At 59.5% G+C, this 19,212-nt stretch carries 17 protein-coding genes; 10 read left to right on the top strand and 7 right to left on the bottom strand.

The genetic code is table 11. The features are described from left to right. The first annotated feature begins 14 nt into the window (after positions 1–14). Both NWQ23_RS06610 and NWQ23_RS06605 read left to right on the top strand, forming a co-directional pair. Positions 15–551: an RNA polymerase sigma factor gene (locus NWQ23_RS06610; protein WP_306165521.1), complete on the top strand. Its 537-nt coding sequence runs from the start codon at positions 15–17 to the stop codon at positions 549–551. Beyond that, a complete protein-coding gene (locus tag NWQ23_RS06605) occupies positions 548–2,686 on the top strand; it encodes a VWA domain-containing protein (RefSeq protein ID WP_306165467.1) in 2,139 nt (712 codons plus the stop codon). Before NWQ23_RS06610 ends, NWQ23_RS06605 begins: the two co-directional genes overlap by 4 nt. A gap of 30 nt (positions 2,687–2,716) precedes the next feature. Here the strand turns inward: NWQ23_RS06605 and NWQ23_RS06600 are convergent, their stop codons facing one another. The 5 genes from NWQ23_RS06600 to NWQ23_RS06580 all read right to left on the bottom strand — a co-directional run bounded on the left by NWQ23_RS06600 (position 2,717) and on the right by NWQ23_RS06580 (position 6,385). Beyond that, positions 2,717–3,724: a serine hydrolase gene (locus NWQ23_RS06600; RefSeq protein WP_306165466.1), complete on the bottom strand. Its 1,008-nt coding sequence runs from the start codon at positions 3,722–3,724 to the stop codon at positions 2,717–2,719. Between the two features lie 72 nt (positions 3,725–3,796). Then, positions 3,797–4,480: a YafY family protein gene (locus tag NWQ23_RS06595; RefSeq protein WP_306165465.1), complete on the bottom strand. Its 684-nt coding sequence runs from the start codon at positions 4,478–4,480 to the stop codon at positions 3,797–3,799. Further along, on the bottom strand, positions 4,480–4,845 hold the full coding sequence (locus NWQ23_RS06590; protein WP_306165464.1) for a VOC family protein: 366 nt from the start codon (positions 4,843–4,845) through the stop codon (positions 4,480–4,482). Before NWQ23_RS06590 ends, NWQ23_RS06595 begins: the two co-directional genes overlap by 1 nt. Before the next feature lie 162 nt (positions 4,846–5,007). Continuing rightward, entirely contained in the window at positions 5,008–5,760 is a 753-nt protein-coding gene (locus tag NWQ23_RS06585) for a hydroxypyruvate isomerase family protein (RefSeq protein WP_306165463.1), read from the bottom strand. A 49-nt stretch (positions 5,761–5,809) separates the two neighbouring features. Further along, the gene (locus NWQ23_RS06580) at positions 5,810–6,385 is read right to left on the bottom strand and encodes a DUF1285 domain-containing protein (RefSeq protein WP_306165462.1); all 576 of its coding nucleotides are present in this window, start codon (positions 6,383–6,385) and stop codon (positions 5,810–5,812) included. Positions 6,386–6,454: 69 nt separating this feature from the next. Here NWQ23_RS06580 and NWQ23_RS06575 point away from each other — a divergent pair, with 69 nt between their 5' ends. From NWQ23_RS06575 to NWQ23_RS06555, 5 genes are all read left to right on the top strand, one after another. Continuing rightward, positions 6,455–7,462: a MoxR family ATPase gene (locus NWQ23_RS06575; RefSeq protein WP_306165461.1), complete on the top strand. Its 1,008-nt coding sequence runs from the start codon at positions 6,455–6,457 to the stop codon at positions 7,460–7,462. Further along, positions 7,459–8,331: a DUF58 domain-containing protein gene (locus tag NWQ23_RS06570; protein ID WP_306165460.1), complete on the top strand. Its 873-nt coding sequence runs from the start codon at positions 7,459–7,461 to the stop codon at positions 8,329–8,331. Before NWQ23_RS06575 ends, NWQ23_RS06570 begins: the two co-directional genes overlap by 4 nt. Then, positions 8,331–11,084, top strand: a complete 2,754-nt coding sequence (locus tag NWQ23_RS06565) for a DUF4159 domain-containing protein (RefSeq protein ID WP_306165459.1) — start codon at positions 8,331–8,333, stop codon at positions 11,082–11,084. The genes NWQ23_RS06570 and NWQ23_RS06565 overlap by 1 nt, the downstream gene beginning before the upstream one ends. 76 nt (positions 11,085–11,160) lie before the next feature. Next, a complete protein-coding gene (locus NWQ23_RS06560) occupies positions 11,161–13,227 on the top strand; it encodes a hypothetical protein (RefSeq protein WP_306165458.1) in 2,067 nt (688 codons plus the stop codon). A gap of 17 nt (positions 13,228–13,244) precedes the next feature. Then, the gene (locus tag NWQ23_RS06555; RefSeq protein ID WP_306165457.1) at positions 13,245–14,153 is read left to right on the top strand and encodes an endonuclease/exonuclease/phosphatase family protein; all 909 of its coding nucleotides are present in this window, start codon (positions 13,245–13,247) and stop codon (positions 14,151–14,153) included. Positions 14,154–14,155: 2 nt separating this feature from the next. Here the strand turns inward: NWQ23_RS06555 and NWQ23_RS06550 are convergent, their stop codons facing one another. Together NWQ23_RS06550 and NWQ23_RS06545 are read right to left on the bottom strand one after the other, a co-directional pair. Then, positions 14,156–14,494 (bottom strand): hypothetical protein, encoded by a 339-nt coding sequence (locus NWQ23_RS06550; RefSeq protein ID WP_306165456.1) that lies wholly within the window; start codon positions 14,492–14,494, stop codon positions 14,156–14,158. Then, positions 14,491–15,189: a DUF599 domain-containing protein gene (locus NWQ23_RS06545; RefSeq protein WP_306165455.1), complete on the bottom strand. Its 699-nt coding sequence runs from the start codon at positions 15,187–15,189 to the stop codon at positions 14,491–14,493. Before NWQ23_RS06545 ends, NWQ23_RS06550 begins: the two co-directional genes overlap by 4 nt. 91 nt (positions 15,190–15,280) lie before the next feature. On the opposite strand from NWQ23_RS06545, the gene NWQ23_RS06540 reads away from it, so the two are divergent. From NWQ23_RS06540 to glcF, 3 genes are all read left to right on the top strand, one after another. Continuing rightward, on the top strand, positions 15,281–16,714 hold the full coding sequence (locus NWQ23_RS06540) for an FAD-linked oxidase C-terminal domain-containing protein (RefSeq protein ID WP_306165454.1): 1,434 nt from the start codon (positions 15,281–15,283) through the stop codon (positions 16,712–16,714). 64 nt (positions 16,715–16,778) lie between these two features. After that, positions 16,779–17,882 (top strand): FAD-binding protein, encoded by a 1,104-nt coding sequence (locus NWQ23_RS06535; protein ID WP_306165453.1) that lies wholly within the window; start codon positions 16,779–16,781, stop codon positions 17,880–17,882. Further along, a complete protein-coding gene (gene glcF / locus NWQ23_RS06530; protein WP_306165452.1) occupies positions 17,882–19,201 on the top strand; it encodes a glycolate oxidase subunit GlcF in 1,320 nt (439 codons plus the stop codon). Before NWQ23_RS06535 ends, glcF begins: the two co-directional genes overlap by 1 nt. The last annotated feature ends 11 nt before the right edge of the window (positions 19,202–19,212 follow it).

The raw sequence follows: 19,212 nt of genomic DNA, 5'->3' as shown, positions 1-19,212 counted from the left end.
CCACCGTGATGCGTATGATGACAAGCGATGAAGACCTGGCAACTGCGGCCGCTTCCGGTGACGGGGCGGCCTTTGCAAGCTTGCTTGACCGGCACTACGACCGGCTTTTTGCCTTTTGCTTTCGTCTGACCGGCGCCCGTGCCGAGGCCGAAGACCTGACCCAGGACATCTGCGCCGCCCTGCCTGCCAAGCTGGCGAGCTATCAAGGCCGGGCAAAGGTCACCACATGGCTTTACCGTGTTGCTGTGAATGCCGCCCATGACCGCAGGCGCAAGCGGGCAACATATATGAAAGCCTCGGATGGTTGGGGCGATTGGGAAACAGGCCGCAAGGCTGCAATCGCAGACACAAGCGCACAACTGGATTGGCTGACTGCCGCGATGAACCAATTGAACGACGACCTGCGCGACACGCTCGCCCTTGTGCTGGACGACATGACCCATGCACAGGCCGCCGAGGTGCTGGGCGTGTCAGAAGGCACGATCAGCTGGCGGATATCCGAGGCCAAAAAAGCGCTCCGCGCGATCAAGGAAAAGGAGGACGCGGTATGAATGACGACCTCGACGACCTCAAGGCGATGATGGATGCAGCAACGCCGCGACCGGATGCGGCGCGGCGGGCCGAGAACATCGCATTGGCGCAGAAAAACTTTGCCGACATCCAAGGATCGCGCACTGCCCCGCGTCCCACTTCTACAAACAGGCCAAAGGGCCTTTGGACAGGAGTGAGGACCATGCTGAACACAATGACCACAAAAGGTGCGCTGACCACGACGACAGCCCTCGTCGCTTGCGGCTTTCTGCTTTTGACACCGCAAGCGCAGGATTTGCTGCGCCCCCCATCAAACCCGCAAATCACAATGACAGAGTTCGACACGATCCGCAGTGCGCCGCAGGACGGGGTCGCATCTGTGGCGGAAGATGTGATGGCAACAAACACCATTGCCCCCGAGTCCTCCTCGGCTTTGCCGCAAGTGCAGCAGTTGCCGCTCACCATGCCAGAGCAAGACGAGAGCTTTGCAAATCGCGCCACCGCCCCGGCAGAGCGGAGCCGGCTAGCGATCAAGGACGCACAAGACACAGGCGAAACAGCCCCGACGCCCCCGACACCTGCGCCAGAGGCTTCGATAGCGATGGAAAGCACGGCACTCTCGGATGCTGTGGAGGGTGCCGCCGAGCTTGCTCCGGCGGCTCCGCCAAACATGCGTGGATTGTCCGGCGCTGTCACTGAGGAAATCATGATCCTTCCGGCACCCGCATCGCAGCCGGATGCGCGCTTTATCGCGCCGCCCGCGCAAACCGAGGCTTTTGCCAATGCCGACACAAACCCGCTGCGGATCACGTCAGAGGACCCTGTCTCGACCTTCTCGATCGACGTGGATACGGCGAGTTATGCGATTGTCAGGTCCTCTTTGTCGCGTGGGCAATTGCCCCCCGCGCAGGCGGTCCGGATCGAAGAGATGATCAACTACTTCCCCTACGACTATCCCGCACCCGATTTGGGCGAGGCACCGTTCCGGCCTACGGTGACGACCTTCCAAACGCCGTGGAACGCCGATACCCAACTGGTGCACATCGCTCTGCAGGGACAGATGCCAGCGCTGGACGACGGGCCACCGCTGAACCTTGTGTTCCTGATCGACACCTCTGGGTCCATGGATGACCCCGCCAAGCTGCCGCTGCTCAAGCAGTCTTTCCGGTTGATGGTCGACCGGTTGCGCCCCCAAGATGAGGTGGCCATTGTTGAATACGCGGGCAGCGCGGGTCAGGTGCTTGCCCCCACCCCCGCATCTGACAGGACAACGATCCTGCAGGCGATCCAAGGCTTGGGCGCAGGTGGGTCCACAAACGGGCAAGGCGGGCTGGAACAGGCCTATGCGATTGCCGATGCCATGGCCACCAATGGCGAGGTGAGCCGTGTGATCCTTGCGACGGATGGTGATTTCAATGTCGGCATCAGCAACCCTGACGCACTGAAGGCTTTCATCGCCGACAAGCGGGACACGGGCACCTACCTGAGCGTTCTGGGCTTTGGGCGTGGCAATCTCGATGATGCGACAATGCAGGCGCTGGCCCAGAACGGAAATGGCACGGCGGCCTATATCGACACGCTGTCAGAGGCGCAGAAAGTGCTGGTTGACCAATTGTCCGGCGCTTTGTTTGCGATTGCAGAAGACGTGAAAGTGCAGGTTGAATTCAATCCGGCACAAGTCGCCGAATACCGCCTGATCGGATACGAGACGCGCGCGCTGAACCGCGAGGATTTCAACAACGATGCGGTGGATGCGGGCGAGCTTGGCGCGGGTCATTCTGTCACGGCGATTTATGAGATCACCCCAGTGGGAAGCCCCGCGCAACTTAGCGATCCGCTGCGCTACGCGCCCAATACGGTGGCGTCAGCGTCGGACGAATTGGGGTTCGTCAAACTGCGCTATAAAGCACCGGGCGCAGATGTCAGCCAGTTGATCGAAACACCGATAGTGGGCAGCGGCATTCCGGGGACAGAGGCAAATTTCGCCGCCGCGATTGCAGGCTTCGGGCAGTTGTTGCGCAATCCGCAATACCTTGGCGATTGGGGATATGACGCGGCCATCGCGCTGGCCAATGCCAACAGGGGTGAAGATGCCTTTGGCTACCGGACCGAAGCGGTGCAATTGATGCGGCTTGCGCAAAGCCTGTCACGCTAGAGCCGCAGGTAAGGTGGGTTTCAACCCACCTTACGTGACCTGCGCTTTCGCCAAAGGCAGAATCTGGCGCTCGATCAGCCGCTGCAAATCGCCAAAGTAACCCCCGCTGCGGGCCGGTTGCAGCGGGTCAGAGGTCAACGCCAAAGTCATGCCGACCGCCGGAGCGACGCAAATGATCTGGCCGCCATAGCCCCGCGCAAGGGCATATCGCACTCCATCACCCTGCCCCAAAAACCAGCCATAGCCGTAATCCAGTCCTGAAAACGCAGAGCGGGTCCGCACGTCAAACGACCGCGCGACCCAATCGCGGCTCAGAACCTGCGCGCCCGCGAATGCACCACCTTGCCGGTACATTTCACCAAAGCGGACCATGCCATCAAGGGTCAGCGCCATCTCGTTCCCGCCCAGATACCGGCCCTGCGGGTCGCGTGTCCAAGCAGGTACTTCGATGCCCAGCGGGTCCCCCAAACGTGCGCGCGCAAGCGTCAGCAGGGATTGCCCGGACACCTCGGCCAAGACCGCGCCCAGCACGTGGAATGAACCCGTGGAATAGAGCATCCGCTCTCCCGGTTCGGCAACGAAAGGGCGGCCCAAGGCGTTTGCCACCCAGTTGCTACTGCTGACCCAACTGCCATAATTTGCGCCTGACGTGCGTTCCAATCCGGCTTGCATGGTGATCAGATTTTCCATCGTGATCCCTGCAACACGCGGATCCGCACCCGCGGGGATCAATCGCGGGGCGACCTCGCCCAGCGTTGCATCCAGCGATGATATTTCCCCACGATCCAACGCAGCACCCGTCAGCGCCGCGACGATGGTTTTGGACACCGATTTGATGGGGACAGCACGCCCGATAGCGGGCCCACGAAAAACCTCTGTCAGGACGGGCTGCCCTTGTTGGCGGACCGCCAGCGCATGACATTGCGACAGCGCACCTGCCGCGTCAGCGATGCCCGCCCAAGGGTCGGCTTGGGCCAACATCGGCGACGCGATCGCGGCGGCGGCACCTGCAACGAATATGCGGCGTGTAATGGCCAAGACTGACTCCTTTGATTTGCACCTCAGAGCCTAGTACGCGCCTGCCGGATGGCCACACACAATACTGTGCGTTTAGTGGCGATAGGCCTCTGTTTCATAGAATGCGCGCAAGGTTTGGTCCTTTTGCGGGCGGAAACGGTCCAATTCCACCAGATCAGAGACCCGATCCAACCGGAACATCCGAAACCCCTCGCGCAACTCGCACCAGCACACGGCGGTCCAGACCTTGCCCCAGAACCAGACCCCCAAAGGGCGCACGATCCGCTCTGTCTGGTTGCCCGCTTCGTCCGCATAGGTCATCTGCATGCGGATATTGGCCTCAGAAGCTGCCTCGAACCGGTCCAGATAGTCGCGCCAGTGGCTGCTGGCTGATCCATCGCCCATCACATGTACGTTGACCTGCCCGATCTGCCTGCGCGCTTCTTCAGGCAGGACGGCATCAATCTTGACCATCGCTTCTTGGGCGGCGGCGGCCATTTTGGTTCCGCCCCAAGTTTGCAGCAGGCGCGCACCGGATACGAGGGCCACGATCTCTTCGCTGGTGAACATCAATGGCGGGAGGTCATAGCCGTCGCGCATCAGATAGCCCACGCCTGCTTCGCCTTCGATGGGCACGCCAGAGCCAATCAGATGCGCCACATCGCGGTAGATCGTGCGCGGCGTGACCTCCAGCTTTTCAGCCAGTTGTGCTGCCGTGGTCAGCCGACCGCCTCGCAGATATTGCAATATCTGAAAAAGGCGGTCGGCCTTGCGCATCAGGCGGCGCCCTCGAACAGGCCGATGGAATTGCCGTCAAGATCCTGTGCATAAGCAAAACGGCCAGCAGGGATTGCGATCGGAGGGCTGACGACCTTACCGCCAGCTTTCCAGACACGGTCGATCCCGGCTTCGAGCGTATCGGTCAAAGCAAGATGGATGGTGTTGCCACCGTCGGCGGCAGGTTTGCCCGGATAAAGATGCGCTCCGGCGGAATTCTCTAGGCTGCCCAGTACCGCCATTGGATTAGGACCAGAAGTGTCGATCTTCATGTCGTATCCAAAGACTTCGTTATAAAACGCAACTGACTTTTCCAAGTCGGTCACAGGGATTTCGCCCCAGGCCATAATAGTACGATCGCTCATGTTTCATCTCCTTTGTTGAGGTTGATGAACAGCTTTAAGCATACCCCTGCTGACAGCGTTATGTCAGCATGTTTTCAGTAGGAAATAAGATATCAAAAGATTTCGGATTCTAGAGAGGGCGCTGAAAAGTCCACAAAGCCGTCTTCACGCACCTTGGTGTCATCAACCTGCAATCCACCCCAGACCATCGCCTGTTGTCTTGCGCGGCTTATACTCACCCGACACCCAACCTGCGTACCCCTGCGCATCAAGCGCGGCAAAAAACGCAGGATAGTCGATCTCGCCCTGATCCGGTTCGCCCCTGTCCGGCATTTGCGCGACCTGCACATGCGCCGTGATATCGCGCACGGCCTCCCATGTGCCCCAGACGTCACCTGTGATCTTTGCAGCATGAAAGGCGTCAAATTGCAGGCGCAGGTTAGGCGCACCAATCATCATGACAATCTCGCGGCCCAGATCGAAGTCGTTGAGGAAATAACCCGGCATCGTTTCATTATTGATCGGCTCGATTGTCAGGCTTTGTTTGGGTGCCTGGGCGGCTGCCCAGCGCAGATTGCGAATGAAGGTCTCTTTTGCCAAAGCCCCTTCGGCCACACCTGACATGATGTGCAGGTGCTTGGCCCCTAAAGTCTGCGCGTAACGGAGCGCGCGCATGAAATCCTTCTGGAACCGCTCCTCGACGCCCGGCACGGCCGCAAAGCCTTGCGCGCCACCGGTGTAGTTGGGGGGCGGGCAATTGATCAGGACCATCTGCAAGTCATGCCGCGCGCGTGCATTCACGATATCCTGCGCGTTGACGTCATAAGGAAACAGAACCTCGACCCCGTCAAAGCCCGCCTCTTTGGCGGCTTCAAACCGTTCAAGAAAGGGGAGTTCTGTAAAGAGCCACGTGAGATTGGCGCAGAATTTTGGCATGGCACAGACTCCGGAGATCTTAGGTCAGCAAGCGGTGGTTCACGGCAAACTACGCAAGCTCGGCGGTTGGAATAATCGGAAAAAATATACCTTCAGATCTGACACCGAACCATTGCTCGCCCTCATAATCCGCATGTTCACCGGTCTCGACCAAGCGGTAAAACGACTTGCGGTCGATCAGCGCCTCCAGATTGCTGCGGACCAGGATGTAGGGTGACGGCTCACCCGTTTCGGTGTCTCGCACCACACGGATCGGATGGTCGGGCCCGGCGATCATCCGGTCGCCGACATTGGTTTCAAATTCCAAACCATCCCCGCGCCGGTTGAAATCGACAGCGACGAAGGGCGCATCATCCACCTTGATCCCGACCTTCTCGACCGGAGTGACCAGAACGTAATCATCCCCATCACGGCGCAGAATCGTTGAAAACAAGCGCACCAGTTCAACGCGCCCGATCGGTGTGCCCATATAAAACCATGTCCCATCCCGCGCTATCCGCATGTCGATATCGCCGCAATGAGGCGGATTCCACAAATGTACCGGTGGTAAACCGCCTTTTTGGACGGCACGCGCGCTGCTGGCGAGGCTTTCTGCAGAGGGGGTCACAATCTTTTGTGTGGTCATTCTTTTTGCCATTGGGGTTCATGGTATTATCTGTTCGTATAACAGATATAGTTCAACCGGAGGAAAGTCATGGCAAACGACGCCGATCTTGTTGCCCAAATCGAGGTTCTGGGCGCAAAACTGGGCGCAGCCCGCGCCAGTATCTCGGCCCGTTTTATTGGCCAACCACGGGTTGTTGACCTGACCCTGACAGCCCTGATTTGCGGCGGCCACGCCGTGTTGATCGGTCTTCCCGGCCTTGGCAAGACGCGGCTTGTTGACACACTTTCCACGGTGATGGGGCTGAACGGCAACCGGATCCAGTTCACTCCCGACCTGATGCCAGCAGATATTCTGGGCTCCGAGGTTTTGGAAACCTCCGAGGACGGCAAGCGTCACTTCCGCTTTATAGAAGGCCCGATTTTTTGCCAGCTATTGATGGCCGACGAAATCAACCGCGCTTCGCCGCGCACGCAATCGGCGCTGCTGCAAGCCATGCAGGAAAAGGAAGTCACCATCGCCGGCGAACACCGCCCTCTGGGTGTCCCTTTCCACGTCTTGGCCACGCAAAACCCGATTGAACAGGAAGGCACCTATCCGCTGCCAGAGGCGCAGCTTGACCGTTTCCTGGTCCAGATCGATGTGCCTTACCCCGACCGCCAGACCGAAAAAGATATCCTGATCGCAACGACCGGATCGGTTGATGCCAAATCAAGCCAGATCTTTACCGCGCAGGAATTGCTGGATGCCCAAGCGCTTTTGCGCCGGATGCCAGTGGGCGAAAACATCGTCGAGATGATCCTTGATCTGGTTCGCGCCTGCCGCCCCGGCGATGCAAACGCGCCCGACATCATCCGCCACAACGTCAGCTGGGGCCCTGGCCCGCGCGCGGCACAGGCGCTGATGCTGACCGTGCGGGCGCAAGCTTTGCTGGAAGGGCGTCTTGCCCCGTCGGCAGAGGACGTGCGCGCGATGGCGGTCCCCGTACTGGAACACCGGATGGCCCTATCATTCGCGGCCCGTGCGCGCGGCGAAAGCATCCATAATGTCATCAACACCGTAGCCGATCAGATCACGACGGTGGCAAGCGCTGCATGACTGACCCGCTCACCCTCAGGTCCACAGCCGAGGCGCTGGCCGCGCCCCTGCCCCCGCTTCTTGCGGAGGCAGAGCATCTGGCGTCGACGGTCCTATTGGGCGATCACGGGCGCAGGCGCGCAGGGACAGGCGATACATTCTGGCAATACCGTCCCGCCCAAGCGCATGACGAGGCGCGCACGATAGACTGGCGCAGGTCGGCAAGATCCGACGTGAATTTCGTGCAGGACAAGGAATGGCAGATTGCGCAATCGATCATTCTTTGGGTCGATCAGGCGGCATCCATGTCGTTCCGCTCGCATGACAACCTGCCAAGCAAGGCTGCGCGGGCGCGGACCTTGGGGCTGGCCACAGCGATCCTGTTGATCCGTGGCGGGGAAAGGGTTGGGCTGACCGGGTTGCGGCTGCCACCACGCCGGGGCGAGGCGCAACTGATGCAGATGGCCCAGCTTTTGTCGCTCGCAGATGACACAGACTATGGCGCACCCGAAGCGCAAGGCATGCTGCCGCATTCGCGCGCGCTTTTTATCAGCGACTTCTTGGGTGATTTGAAACCGATCGAGGATGCCTTGTTGAAAGCGGCCGATCGGGGCGTACGTGGCGCGCTTTTGCAAGTGCTTGACCCGCAGGAAGAAGCCTTTCCTTTTGACGGGCGCACCATTTTCGAAAGCATGTCTGGCGCGCTGCAGCATGAAACGCTTAAGGCGGGCGATCTGAAAGCGCGCTACCTTGATCGTCTGGCCGCCCGCAAGGATCGGCTGCAACATCTGGCCCGCACAACGGGCTGGCAATTCCAGACCCACCACACAGGCGAAAGCGGCACCAATGCGCTGCTTTGGCTTTATGGCGCGCTGGAGCGGCACGCCTGATGTGGTCCATCGGTCCCATAGGGTTTGTGGCACCTTGGTTGCTGCTTGGGCTGATCGCGCTGCCGATCCTGTGGATTTTGCTGCGCGCCGTGCCGCCTGCGCCAATCCGCCGCCGCTTTCCCGGTGTGGCCCTGCTGTTGGGTCTAACCGACGACGAAAACCAGACCGACCGGACACCGTGGTGGCTGCTTTTGTTGCGTATCCTCGCGATTGCTGCGGCGATCATCGGCTTTGCAGGCCCTGTCCTGAACCCGCAGAACGCGCGCGAAGGGTCCGGCAACCTCGTGATCCTGCTTGATGGGTCTTGGGCGGGCGCACCGTCATGGCAGGCGCGGATCGACCGGGTGGAAACACTCCTGACCGAAGCCGCTTTGGCCGACCGCCTGACTGCGGTCATCAACCTCAATGACCTGCCTGTCGGGGAATTGCCATTCGCGGCACCCAGCGCTTGGCAGAACCGCCTGCCCAATATCTTGCCCAAGCCATGGCAACCCGGTGATCCTGCCGGCTGGTTCGCCCAGAGCGATGAAGCGTTCGAAACTTACTGGATTTCAGATGGTCTTGATTGGGCGGGCCGTGATGATTTGCTGGCAGAGCTCGAAAGCCGTGGCGCTGTCACTGTCTTCCAGACGCCGCGCCAAACGGTCGGGTTGCGCCCTTCCCGCTTTGAAGACGGTCAGGTCATCGTATCGGCCACACGTTCGCCCATCGGGAATGCTTTGGACACCAATGTCACGGCAATCGGCCTTGACCCTGCGGGGGTCGAGCGGCAACTGGCGACCGTGCCACTTTCTTTCGCTCCGGGCGATGCGGTTGCAGAAACGGCCATGGTGCTGCCACCGGAGCTGCGCAACAGGATCACGCGGTTCGAGGTGAGCGGCACACGCTCTGCCGGTGCTGTGAGCCTGACCGATGATGCGCTCAAACGGCGTGAAGTCGCGCTGATCGCCGGGCGGGACGACCGCGAGGGGCTGGAACTGCTTTCGCCGCTCTATTATCTGCGCGAAGCCTTGGAGCCGACTGCCGATATCATCGACGGCACGTTGGAAGATATCTTACTGGCCAACCCCGACGTGATCATTCTGGCGGATGTGGCCAGCCTTGCCGGCACCGAAACGGACAGTGTGCTGGAGTGGGTCGAAAATGGCGGGATGCTTTTGCGCTTTGCAGGGCCCCGGCTTGCCGCCTCTGACATGGGGCGCGACGCAGCCGACCCGCTCTTGCCTGTGCGCCTGCGATCTGGCGGTCGCTCCGTTGGCGGCGCAATGAGTTGGGGCGAGCCCAAAACGCTGGCCCCGTTTGCAGAAGACAGCCCTTTCTATGGTCTTCCCGTGCCAGAGGATGTGACGGTGACATCACAAGTGATGGCCCAGCCGGACCCGACATTGGCAGAGCGCGTCATCGCACAACTGACGGATGGCACGCCTTTGGTCACGCGGCAATTGGTTGGTGAGGGTCAGGTTGTGCTGGTCCATGTGACCGCCAATGCCGAATGGTCGAACCTGCCTTTGTCCGGTCTTTTTGTGCAGATGCTGGAACGTCTGGCGGTCTCTACCCGTCCGGTCCAACCGGACGCGACAGAACTGGAAGGTACGACATGGCTGCCAAACAAGGTGCTCGACGCCTATGGGCGGCTGGAAGATGGCAGCGCCTTGCCCGGTGTCGCGGGAGAGGTGCTTGGCCTGGGTGTTCCCGGTCCCGATCTTCCGCCCGGTCTTTATGCCGGCGGGGATCGCCAGTTCGCAATCAACGTGATTGGTGCGGAGACTCTGTTGACTGTCGCACAATGGCCCGCGCGCATCACGATTGAAGGCATGGATATTGTGCGCGAAACGGCCCTGAAAGGCTGGCTCTTGAGTGCGACTGTGCTTTTGCTGCTGATTGATGTGATTGCCTCGCTTGCTGTTGGCGGGCGGTTGCGCGGCCCGCGCGCGGATGTGGCGGCGGCCCTTGTGTTGCTTATGCTTTTGGCACCTCAGGCGCAGGCCCAATCGACCGATGACTTTGCATTGCGGGCCACCACCGAAGTGGTGCTGGCCCATGTTCTGACCGGCGACCCCGAGACTGACGACATCGCGCAGGCGGGTCTTTTGGGTTTGTCACAGACGCTTTTCCGCAGAACCTCGATCGAACCTGCGGCACCTGTGGGGGTAAATATCGAAACGGACGAACTGGCCTTTTTCCCGTTTCTTTACTGGCCGGTCACCGCCGACCAGCCTTTGCCAAGCCGCGAAGCCTATGCCAAGCTGAACCGCTATCTGCGCACGGGCGGGATGATCATGTTCGACACCCGCGACGCCGACACCGCGCGCTTTGGATCGGGTTCTCCCGAGGGGCGCAAGCTGCAGGCCATAGCCCGCTCGCTGGATATTCCGAGCATCGAACCCATACCGTCCGACCATGTCCTGACCCGCACCTTCTATCTGCTGCAAGACTTTCCTGGCCGCTATGCCAGCCGTGATGTCTGGGTCGAAGCGGCACCGATGAACGCCGAACAGGTGGAAGGCATGCCGTTCCGGAACCTCAATGACGGGGTAACGCCGGTGATTATCGGCGGCAACGATTGGGCGCGCGCTTGGGCGGTCGATAACAACGGCCGACGTATGTTCCCGGTCGGACGCGGCATGTCAGGTGAACGGCAGCGCGAGATCGCCTATCGTTTCGGGGTCAATGTCATCATGCATGTGCTGACAGGAAATTATAAATCCGATCAGGTCCATGTCCCTGATCTGCTCGATCGGTTGGGTCAGTGATGCGCAATCAAATTTCAAGAAATTTGATGCCTCCGGCGGGGATATTTAGGCTCGGAAGAAGGTGGGAGACTGCGCTATGACAGGGACCCTCGTTCTTGATCCACTGATCCCGATCCTTTTGCTTTACGGGGTCGCAGCCTTGGCGCTTGCCGCACTTGTGCTTGCGATCTGGCGGCGGTTGCCGGGTTGGTGGCTGCGCGGGTTGGCAGGCCTGGCCTTGCTGACCGCTTTGGCAAACCCCGCCGTGCAAAACGAAGAGCGTGAGGCTTTGAGCGATATCGTCATCATGGTTGTTGATGAGAGTGCCAGCCAGCGCATTGGTGACAGACCTGCGCAAAACGCCGCCGCTATCGCCAATATCGAAGCGGAACTGGCCCGACAGCCCAATACCGAGTTGCGTGTGGTCACTGTCGGAGATGCTGAGGGTGATCTGGGCACCGCCTTGATGACGGGACTGGCCGAGGCTCTGGCCGAAGAGCCCCAAGCGCGTGTTGCAGGGATCATTCTGATCACGGACGGTCGCCTGCATGACATCGAACGGGCTCCGGGCCTGCCTGCCCCCGTCCATACGCTGCTGACAGGGCAGCCTGATGATTGGGACCGGCGGCTGATTGTCACAAATGCACCAGCCTTCGCGATCCTTGGCGAGGAGGTCACGCTGACACTGCGCGTTGATGATCAGGGGGCCGCTCCGCAAACTGACGGTGTGCCGCTTTCAATCTCGATCGACGGCGAACCGCCCATCACCGTACAAGTGCCCGTTGGTCAGGATGTGCAATTGCCCATCACCCTGCCCCACGGCGGGATGAACGTGCTGCAATTCACGATCCCCGACGCGCCCGGCGAGTTGACAAACCGCAACAACGCTGCGGTTGTCCAGATCAACGGGGTCCGTGACCGCCTGCGGGTCTTGCTGGTCTCTGGAGAGCCGCATCCCGGTGAGCGGACCTGGCGCAATCTGCTGAAATCGGATTCCTCTGTTGATCTGGTCCATTTCACCATTCTGCGCCCGCCCGAGAAACAGGACGGCGTGCCCGTAAACGAACTTTCATTGATTGCATTCCCGACCCGCGAGTTGTTTCTGGAAAAAATCAACGACTTCGACCTCATCATTTTTGATCGCTATCGCCGCCGTGGCATTCTGCCCAGCGCCTATTTCGACAACATCCGCGCCTATGTCGAACAAGGCGGCGCAGTCCTGATCTCATCAGGGCCGGAATATGGATCGGCAGAGAGTATCTATCGCTCGCCCTTGGGGCAAATCCTGCCGGGTGCGCCGACCGCGCGGGTTTTCGAAGAAGGGTTTGTGCCGCAGATCACCGATCTTGGTCAGCGTCATCCCGTAACCGAGGGGCTTGATGCACTGGCACCAAATCCTGATGGCGAAGGCCCGGGTTGGGGGCGGTGGTTCCGGCTGGTCGACGTTCTGGTCCCGGAAGAAGCGATGACCGTCATGGCGGGCCTTGATGACCGGCCTCTTTTGACCCTCAACCGGATCGGTGAGGGCCGTGTTTCGCTGATTGCCTCGGACCATTCGTGGCTCTGGGATCGGGGTTATGAAGGCGGCGGGCCGCAACTGGAACTGCTGCGCCGCCTTGCGCATTGGATGATGAAGGAACCCGAGCTTGAGGAAGAGGCACTTTGGGTTGAACCGACAGGCCAGACAATGCGGATCATCCGCCGCACCCTTGATCTTGAAACCGGTGATGTGATTGTGACCCATCCCGACGGCACCGAGACGACGCTGGCGTTAGAAGAGACATCACCGGGGCGTTTCGAAACCCTGTGGCAGGCTCCCGAAATCGGCCTGTATCGTCTGGATGATGGCGAAGAGACCGCCGTAATCGCCCTTGGCCCTGCCGCCCCGCGCGAGTTTGAACAGACGATTGCCAGCGGTGAAACGCTGGCACCGCTGGTGGAAGGTACGCGCGGCGGGATCATGTCGATTGCCGATGGTGCTGTCGATATCCGCGACGTGCGCGCAGGACGCCCTGCGGCAGGGCGCGGCTGGATCGGGATTACGCCACGGGGTGCTTACAGGACCGCCGATATCAGTATTACGCCTATTTTGCCGGCTTGGGCGTTTCTGCTGCTTGCATCCTTGCTGATCATTGGTGCTTGGCTGCGCGAAGGCCGTCGCTGAGTGAAGGGACGGCCTTTGTGATAAAATACCTTGCACTGATTGTTCTGGGCTTGATTGCACTGGTCGGGTGCCAGACCATCCGCAATTCGGGCACTGCTGTTTTGCCCGATGCTGATACAGAGGCGCTGCGCATCGCGACTTACAACGTCCACTACATTGTGCTGCAGCAAGATACCGGCGCTTGGTCTCTTGGTGATTGGGAGCGGCGCAAGATCCCGCTTGATCAGGCCTTCAAAGCAATGGATGCCGATGTGATCGGTTTTCAGGAAATGGAAAGTTTCGCACGCGGCAGTGAAGGGCAAGTCAACTTGAAACTTGATTGGCTGCTCGAACAGAATCCCGGCTATGCGGCGGCAGCGGTTGGCGACCCGGCGGCCTTTCCATCGACGCAGCCGATCTTTTACCGGACAGACCGGCTCGCGCTTGTTGACCAAGGGTGGTTCTTCTTTTCAGACACACCCGATGTCATCTACTCCCGAACGTTCAACGGATCTTTTCCCGCGTTTACCTCTTGGGCGCAGTTTCGCGACAAAGACAGCGGCGCATTGTTCCGGGTCGTGAACGTGCATACCGACTATGCCAGTCGGTCAAACAGGCTACAGTCGGTGGAATTGGTGGCTGACCGGATCACACCCTGGATCGAAGGGTCTGAAACCGTCTTTTTGGTTGGTGATATCAACGCGAGACTTGGAGATCGTACAATTGATATTCTGGTCGATACAGGGCTGAGCTTTGCGCCCGTCAAAGGGGCCACATACCATTTCAATCGTGGTATCAACCTGTTTGGGGCGATTGATCACATCGCAAGTGCGGGTGATGCGACGCTTGTGGGTGATCCTGTTGTGCTGCGGCAAAAATTCAGTGGGGAGTGGCCAACCGATCATTACCCCGTCATTGCCGATTACCGGTTGGGGGCCAGCCGATAGGATCAGCGCGTCAGCACAACCTCGAACAAATCGTCGGACCATCCATCGACATTGCATCGTGCCCGAACATAGACCACCGTCAAGTCCTGGGGCACAAGAACACCTGACAGCGCGCGGGTGAAAGGCTGTTCATTGACATGCGGATGGAAGAGTTCGCGAAAGCCAAGGCGGTTGCCATCGGCATCCAGCACCTCCCAGCCATCCGCATAGTGATCCCATCCTGTATCCGGGTGCGATAGCGTGACATTGAAAGTGTCGCCGTTGATTGTCACCGCTTCGACCACAGGGGCGTCAGCGAAGGCTGGTAGGGCAAAACAGGCAAGCGGTAGAAAAAATCTCATGGATCTTTCAATAACAGGATTGAGCGCGGCGTTGACGCAAATTCCCGTGACCAGACGATCCAGACCACCACTGCGGTTGCGATCATCAATGCAATCGGGCCCAAAAGCCACGCCAAGGCACCAAGCGCAAAATACATTGCCCGCAAACCGCGGTTGAAGTTGATCGCGGCGCGGATGTTCAATTCTGCCGCTTGTGCGGCACGGTGGTAGGCGATTGGATCGTCCGGATCATTTGGCACGGCGGCCATCATCACGGCGCAATATCCGAAAATTCGGTTGGACCAGACAAACTTGAGGAAGGCATTGGTCAGGAAAAGCGCGACAAGTGCGAGTTTAAGCTGAAAGATCAGGACGGGGACCGCCATATCGGTCACTTCCGCTGCGACGCCGCGCAAAGGCTCTGTATTGCCCGCCAAGGCCAAGACACCACCAACGGCCAGCAGACAGGTCGATGCGAAGAACGCCGTGCCTTGCCGCAGCCCGCCCAGGATCTGACTGTCAAAGATGCGCGGATCGCGGGTGACAAAGACTTTCATCCAGTCGCGTCGCCGCTCTGACATAAGGATCGTCACAGAGGGGCGCTTGGCGCCGGGGTGTTCGATCAGCCATCCGATGATGAACCACGTCGAGACAATCAGCCCAACGGCGAGCCAATCGCGCAGGGACAAAAGGGACATATGATCAACCAATGGCATAAGCGATTGTGTAACCTGTCCAGTTCAGACTTGCCATATTGTAAAATTGGTAATATCTTTTTACCAATCATACGGATCAGGGAGTCGTCACATGGAAATGCCAGTCCCAAGTGCCAGCGTCATCTCGCGCAAGGCGCAGATCGTCGCGCGGTTTTTGCAGGTCCTGCCACGCGATAGCGTGATCTCGGACGAGATGGAGACGCGGGCCTATGAGTGTGACGCGTTGACCGCCTATAAATGTCCGCCGCTTTGCGCGGTGCTGCCCTCCAATACTCAGGAAGTCTCGGCCGTGCTGAGAATCTGTCATGAGATGGGCGTGCCTGTTGTCCCACGCGGGTCCGGCACCTCGCTTGCAGGGGGGGCCCTGCCCACCGCAGACTGTGTGATTCTTGGCGTGGCCAAGATGAACGGCGTGATCGAGACGAATTACGATGACCGCTATATCAAAGTCCAAACGGGGCGCACCAACCTGTCTGTGACAGGTGCGGTCGAAACGAACGGATTTTTCTATGCGCCCGACCCGTCAAGCCAGTTGGCCTGTGCCATCGCGGGCAATATCGCGATGAATTCGGGCGGGGCGCATTGCCTGAAGTACGGTGTGACCACAAACAACCTGATGGGCGTGACGATGGTCTTGATGGATGGCAGCATCGTCGAAATCGGCGGGGCGCATCTGGATGCGGGCGGTCTGGATCTGCTGGGCGTGATCTGCGGGTCCGAAGGGCAGTTGGGCGTCGTAACGGAAGCCACATTGCGTATCCTGCATAAGCCGGAAGGCGCGCGCCCTGTCCTCATGGGATACGACAGTTCCGAGGTCGCAGGACAGGTTGTCACCGACATTATCAAGGCTGGAATATTGCCTGTTGCCATCGAGTTCATGGACCGCCCTTGCATCGAGGCGACCGAGGCCTTTGCCAAAGCGGGCTATCCGATGTGCGAGGCGCTGTTGATCGTCGAGGTCGAAGGGTCGGACGCCGAGATTGACGCGCAACTCAAACTGATCAAGCAGATTGCAGCCGCGCACAACCCCGTGGAACTGCGTGAAGCAAAAGATGCCGAAGAAGCAGGACGCATCTGGCTGGGCCGCAAGTCCGCTTTTGGCGCGATGGGGCAGATCAACGATTACATGTGCCTTGACGGGACGATCCCGGTATCGTCGCTGCCTTTCGTTCTGAAACGGATCGGCGAGATGTCGAAAGAATTCGGCCTTGATGTGGGCAACGTCTTTCATGCGGGCGACGGCAATATGCACCCGCTGATCCTGTTTGATGCCAACAAGCCCGGTGATCTGGAGCTATGTGAGGCATTCGGCGCAGAAATTTTGAAACTCTGCGTCGAGGTTGGCGGTTGCCTGACCGGAGAGCATGGTGTGGGGATTGAAAAGCGCGATCTGATGAATGTGCAGTTCGATCCTGCTGATCTTGAGGCGCAGATGGCGATCAAGGATGTATTTGATCCCGCTTGGCTGTTGAACGCGGCCAAAGTCTTTCCTCTGGCCTCCTCCGAGACCCGCCGCGCGGCCTAAGGGGCTTTGCCCCCGCCCCGTGCCGGGGCTCCCCCAAGGTATTTTTGAACAAAAGAAGCCCGTTATGACGCCAAAAACAGAACAAGAGCTTGCCCAGATGATCGCTGGCACACAGGGGCCGCTGCAGATCAAAGGCGGCGGGACACGTTTCGTCGGGCAGTTTGAGGGCGATCGTCTCAGCACCGCCGGCTTGAGTGGCATCAGCCTTTATGAACCCGGCGCGTTGACGATTGTTGCCGGCGCCGGCACGCCTATTGCCGAGATTGAAAAGACTCTGGCTGCGGAAAATCAACGCCTTGCGTTTGAACCGATGGACCACCGCGTCTTGCTGGGAACCAAAGGCACGCCGACGCTGGGCGGCATGGCTGCGGCCAATGTCTCTGGCCCGCGCCGGATTTCCGTGGGCGCGTGCCGGGATTTCATGTTGGGTGTCCGGTTTGTTGATGGCGCAGGTACGATCATCAAGAACGGCGGACGCGTGATGAAAAACGTGACCGGTTATGACTTGGTCAAACTGCTGGCGGGATCTTATGGCACCTTGGGTGTGCTGACCGAAGTCTCGTTGAAGGTGCTGCCGGATGTGGAATGCACAGGCACATTGCATCTGCATGGATTGACCGACCAACAAGCTGTCGCGGCGCTATCATCCGCACTTGGATCGCCCTTCGAGGCGACAGCCGCCGCGCATTTCCCCAAAGGCCCATCGGGTGATCCGGTCACATTGCTGCGCATTGAAGGGTTTGAAACATCTGTGCGTTACCGGGCGGGCAAGCTGCAAGAGCTGTTGAAATCCTATGGCACAGTCGACGTGACAATCGGTGACGGCGCTGAATGGCAGGCCGTGCGCGATGTCACAGCCTTTGCCGATCTAGGCGGCGATGTCTGGCGGGTTTCCGTCAAACCTTCTGCCGCGCCGGAACTGGTGGCGAGGATGGACGCCAAAGCAGTGCAGTATGACTGGGGTGGCGGGTTGATCTGGGCGCTGGTGGAAGAAGGCCGCGACCTGCGCGCCGCGCTTGGTGCTTATGATGGTCATGCGACGCTGATCCGTGGCATGGCCGAGGTTCCCACCTTCCAACCACAAGCCCCAGCGCTTGCGGCGATCACTGCGGGTTTGCGCGCCAAATTCGACCCGCGCGGCATTCTTAACACCGGGATGATGACCTGATGCAAACGACCTTTACCCCTGAACAGCTGACCGACCCGGCGATCCAGCGCTCGAACGAAATCCTGCGCTCTTGCGTGCATTGCGGGTTTTGTACCGCCACTTGCCCGACCTATCAGGTGCTGGGTGACGAGCTTGATAGCCCGCGTGGACGGATCTATCTGATCAAGGACATGCTGGAAAACGCGCGCAAACCCGATGCAAAGACGGTCAAGCACATCGACCGCTGCCTGTCTTGTCTGGCCTGCATGACGACCTGCCCGTCCGGTGTGCATTACATGCATCTGGTGGACCACGCCCGCGCCTATATCGAGAAGAACTATGACCGTCCGTGGTCTGACCGTGCCTTGCGGTGGCTGCTTGCACGGATCCTGCCCTATCCGACGCGGTTTCGCGTGGCTCTCCTGGGTGCCAAGATCGGTCGGCCCTTTGCCCGTTTCATGCCCGATGCCCGCCTGCGCGCCATGCTTGAGATGGCACCGAAAACGATCCCTCCTGTCAGTCGCAACGATGATCCGCAGACATTTCCGGCAAAGAACAAGACGATGCGCGTGGCCTTGATGACGGGCTGCGCCCAGAAGGCACTGAACACCGACATCAATGACGCTACGATCCGCCTGCTGACCCGTCTGGGTGCAGAAGTTGTGGTCGCAGAAGGGGCCGGATGCTGCGGCGCGCTGACCCACCATATGGGCAAAGAAACCGAAAGCCATGCAACGGCGGCAAAGAACATTCGTGCTTGGGTCAAAGAAATCGACAATGGCGGGCTTGATGCCATCGTGATCAATACCTCGGGATGCGGGACGACTGTAAAGGACTATGGCCATATGTTCCGCAACGACCCATTGGCGGCTGATGCAGCGCGCGTGTCGGCCATTGCGATGGATGTGTCCGAAGTGCTGATGAAGCTCGACATGCCCGAAGGCGAGAACAAGGCGACCAAAGTGGCCTACCACGCCGCCTGTTCCTTGCAGCACGGGCAGAAGATCAAGACATTCCCAAAAGACCTGCTGAAAAGGGCAGGGTTCACGGTGTTGGAACCTGCCGATAGCCATCTGTGCTGTGGGTCCGCAGGCACCTATAACCTCATGCAGCCCGAGATTTCCAAACAACTCAAAGCGCGCAAAGTGCAGACGCTGGAAGCGCTGACACCTGACATCATCGCGGCAGGCAATATCGGTTGCATGATGCAGATCGGTGGCGGCACAGAGGTGCCTATCGTGCATACGGTGGAGCTGCTGGATTGGGCAACGGGAGGCCCCCAGCCTCCCGCGCTTAAGGCCCCGGGGAAAAGGGCACCGCAGATCCCGATTCTGCGGTAAGGATGCCATAA

The organism is Yoonia sp. (assembly GCF_030731595.1).
Taxonomy (GTDB): Bacteria; Pseudomonadota; Alphaproteobacteria; order Rhodobacterales; family Rhodobacteraceae; genus Yoonia.
The sequence above is the reverse complement of the archived record's forward strand: the minus strand, read 5'-3'. Positions and strand labels throughout refer to the sequence as shown.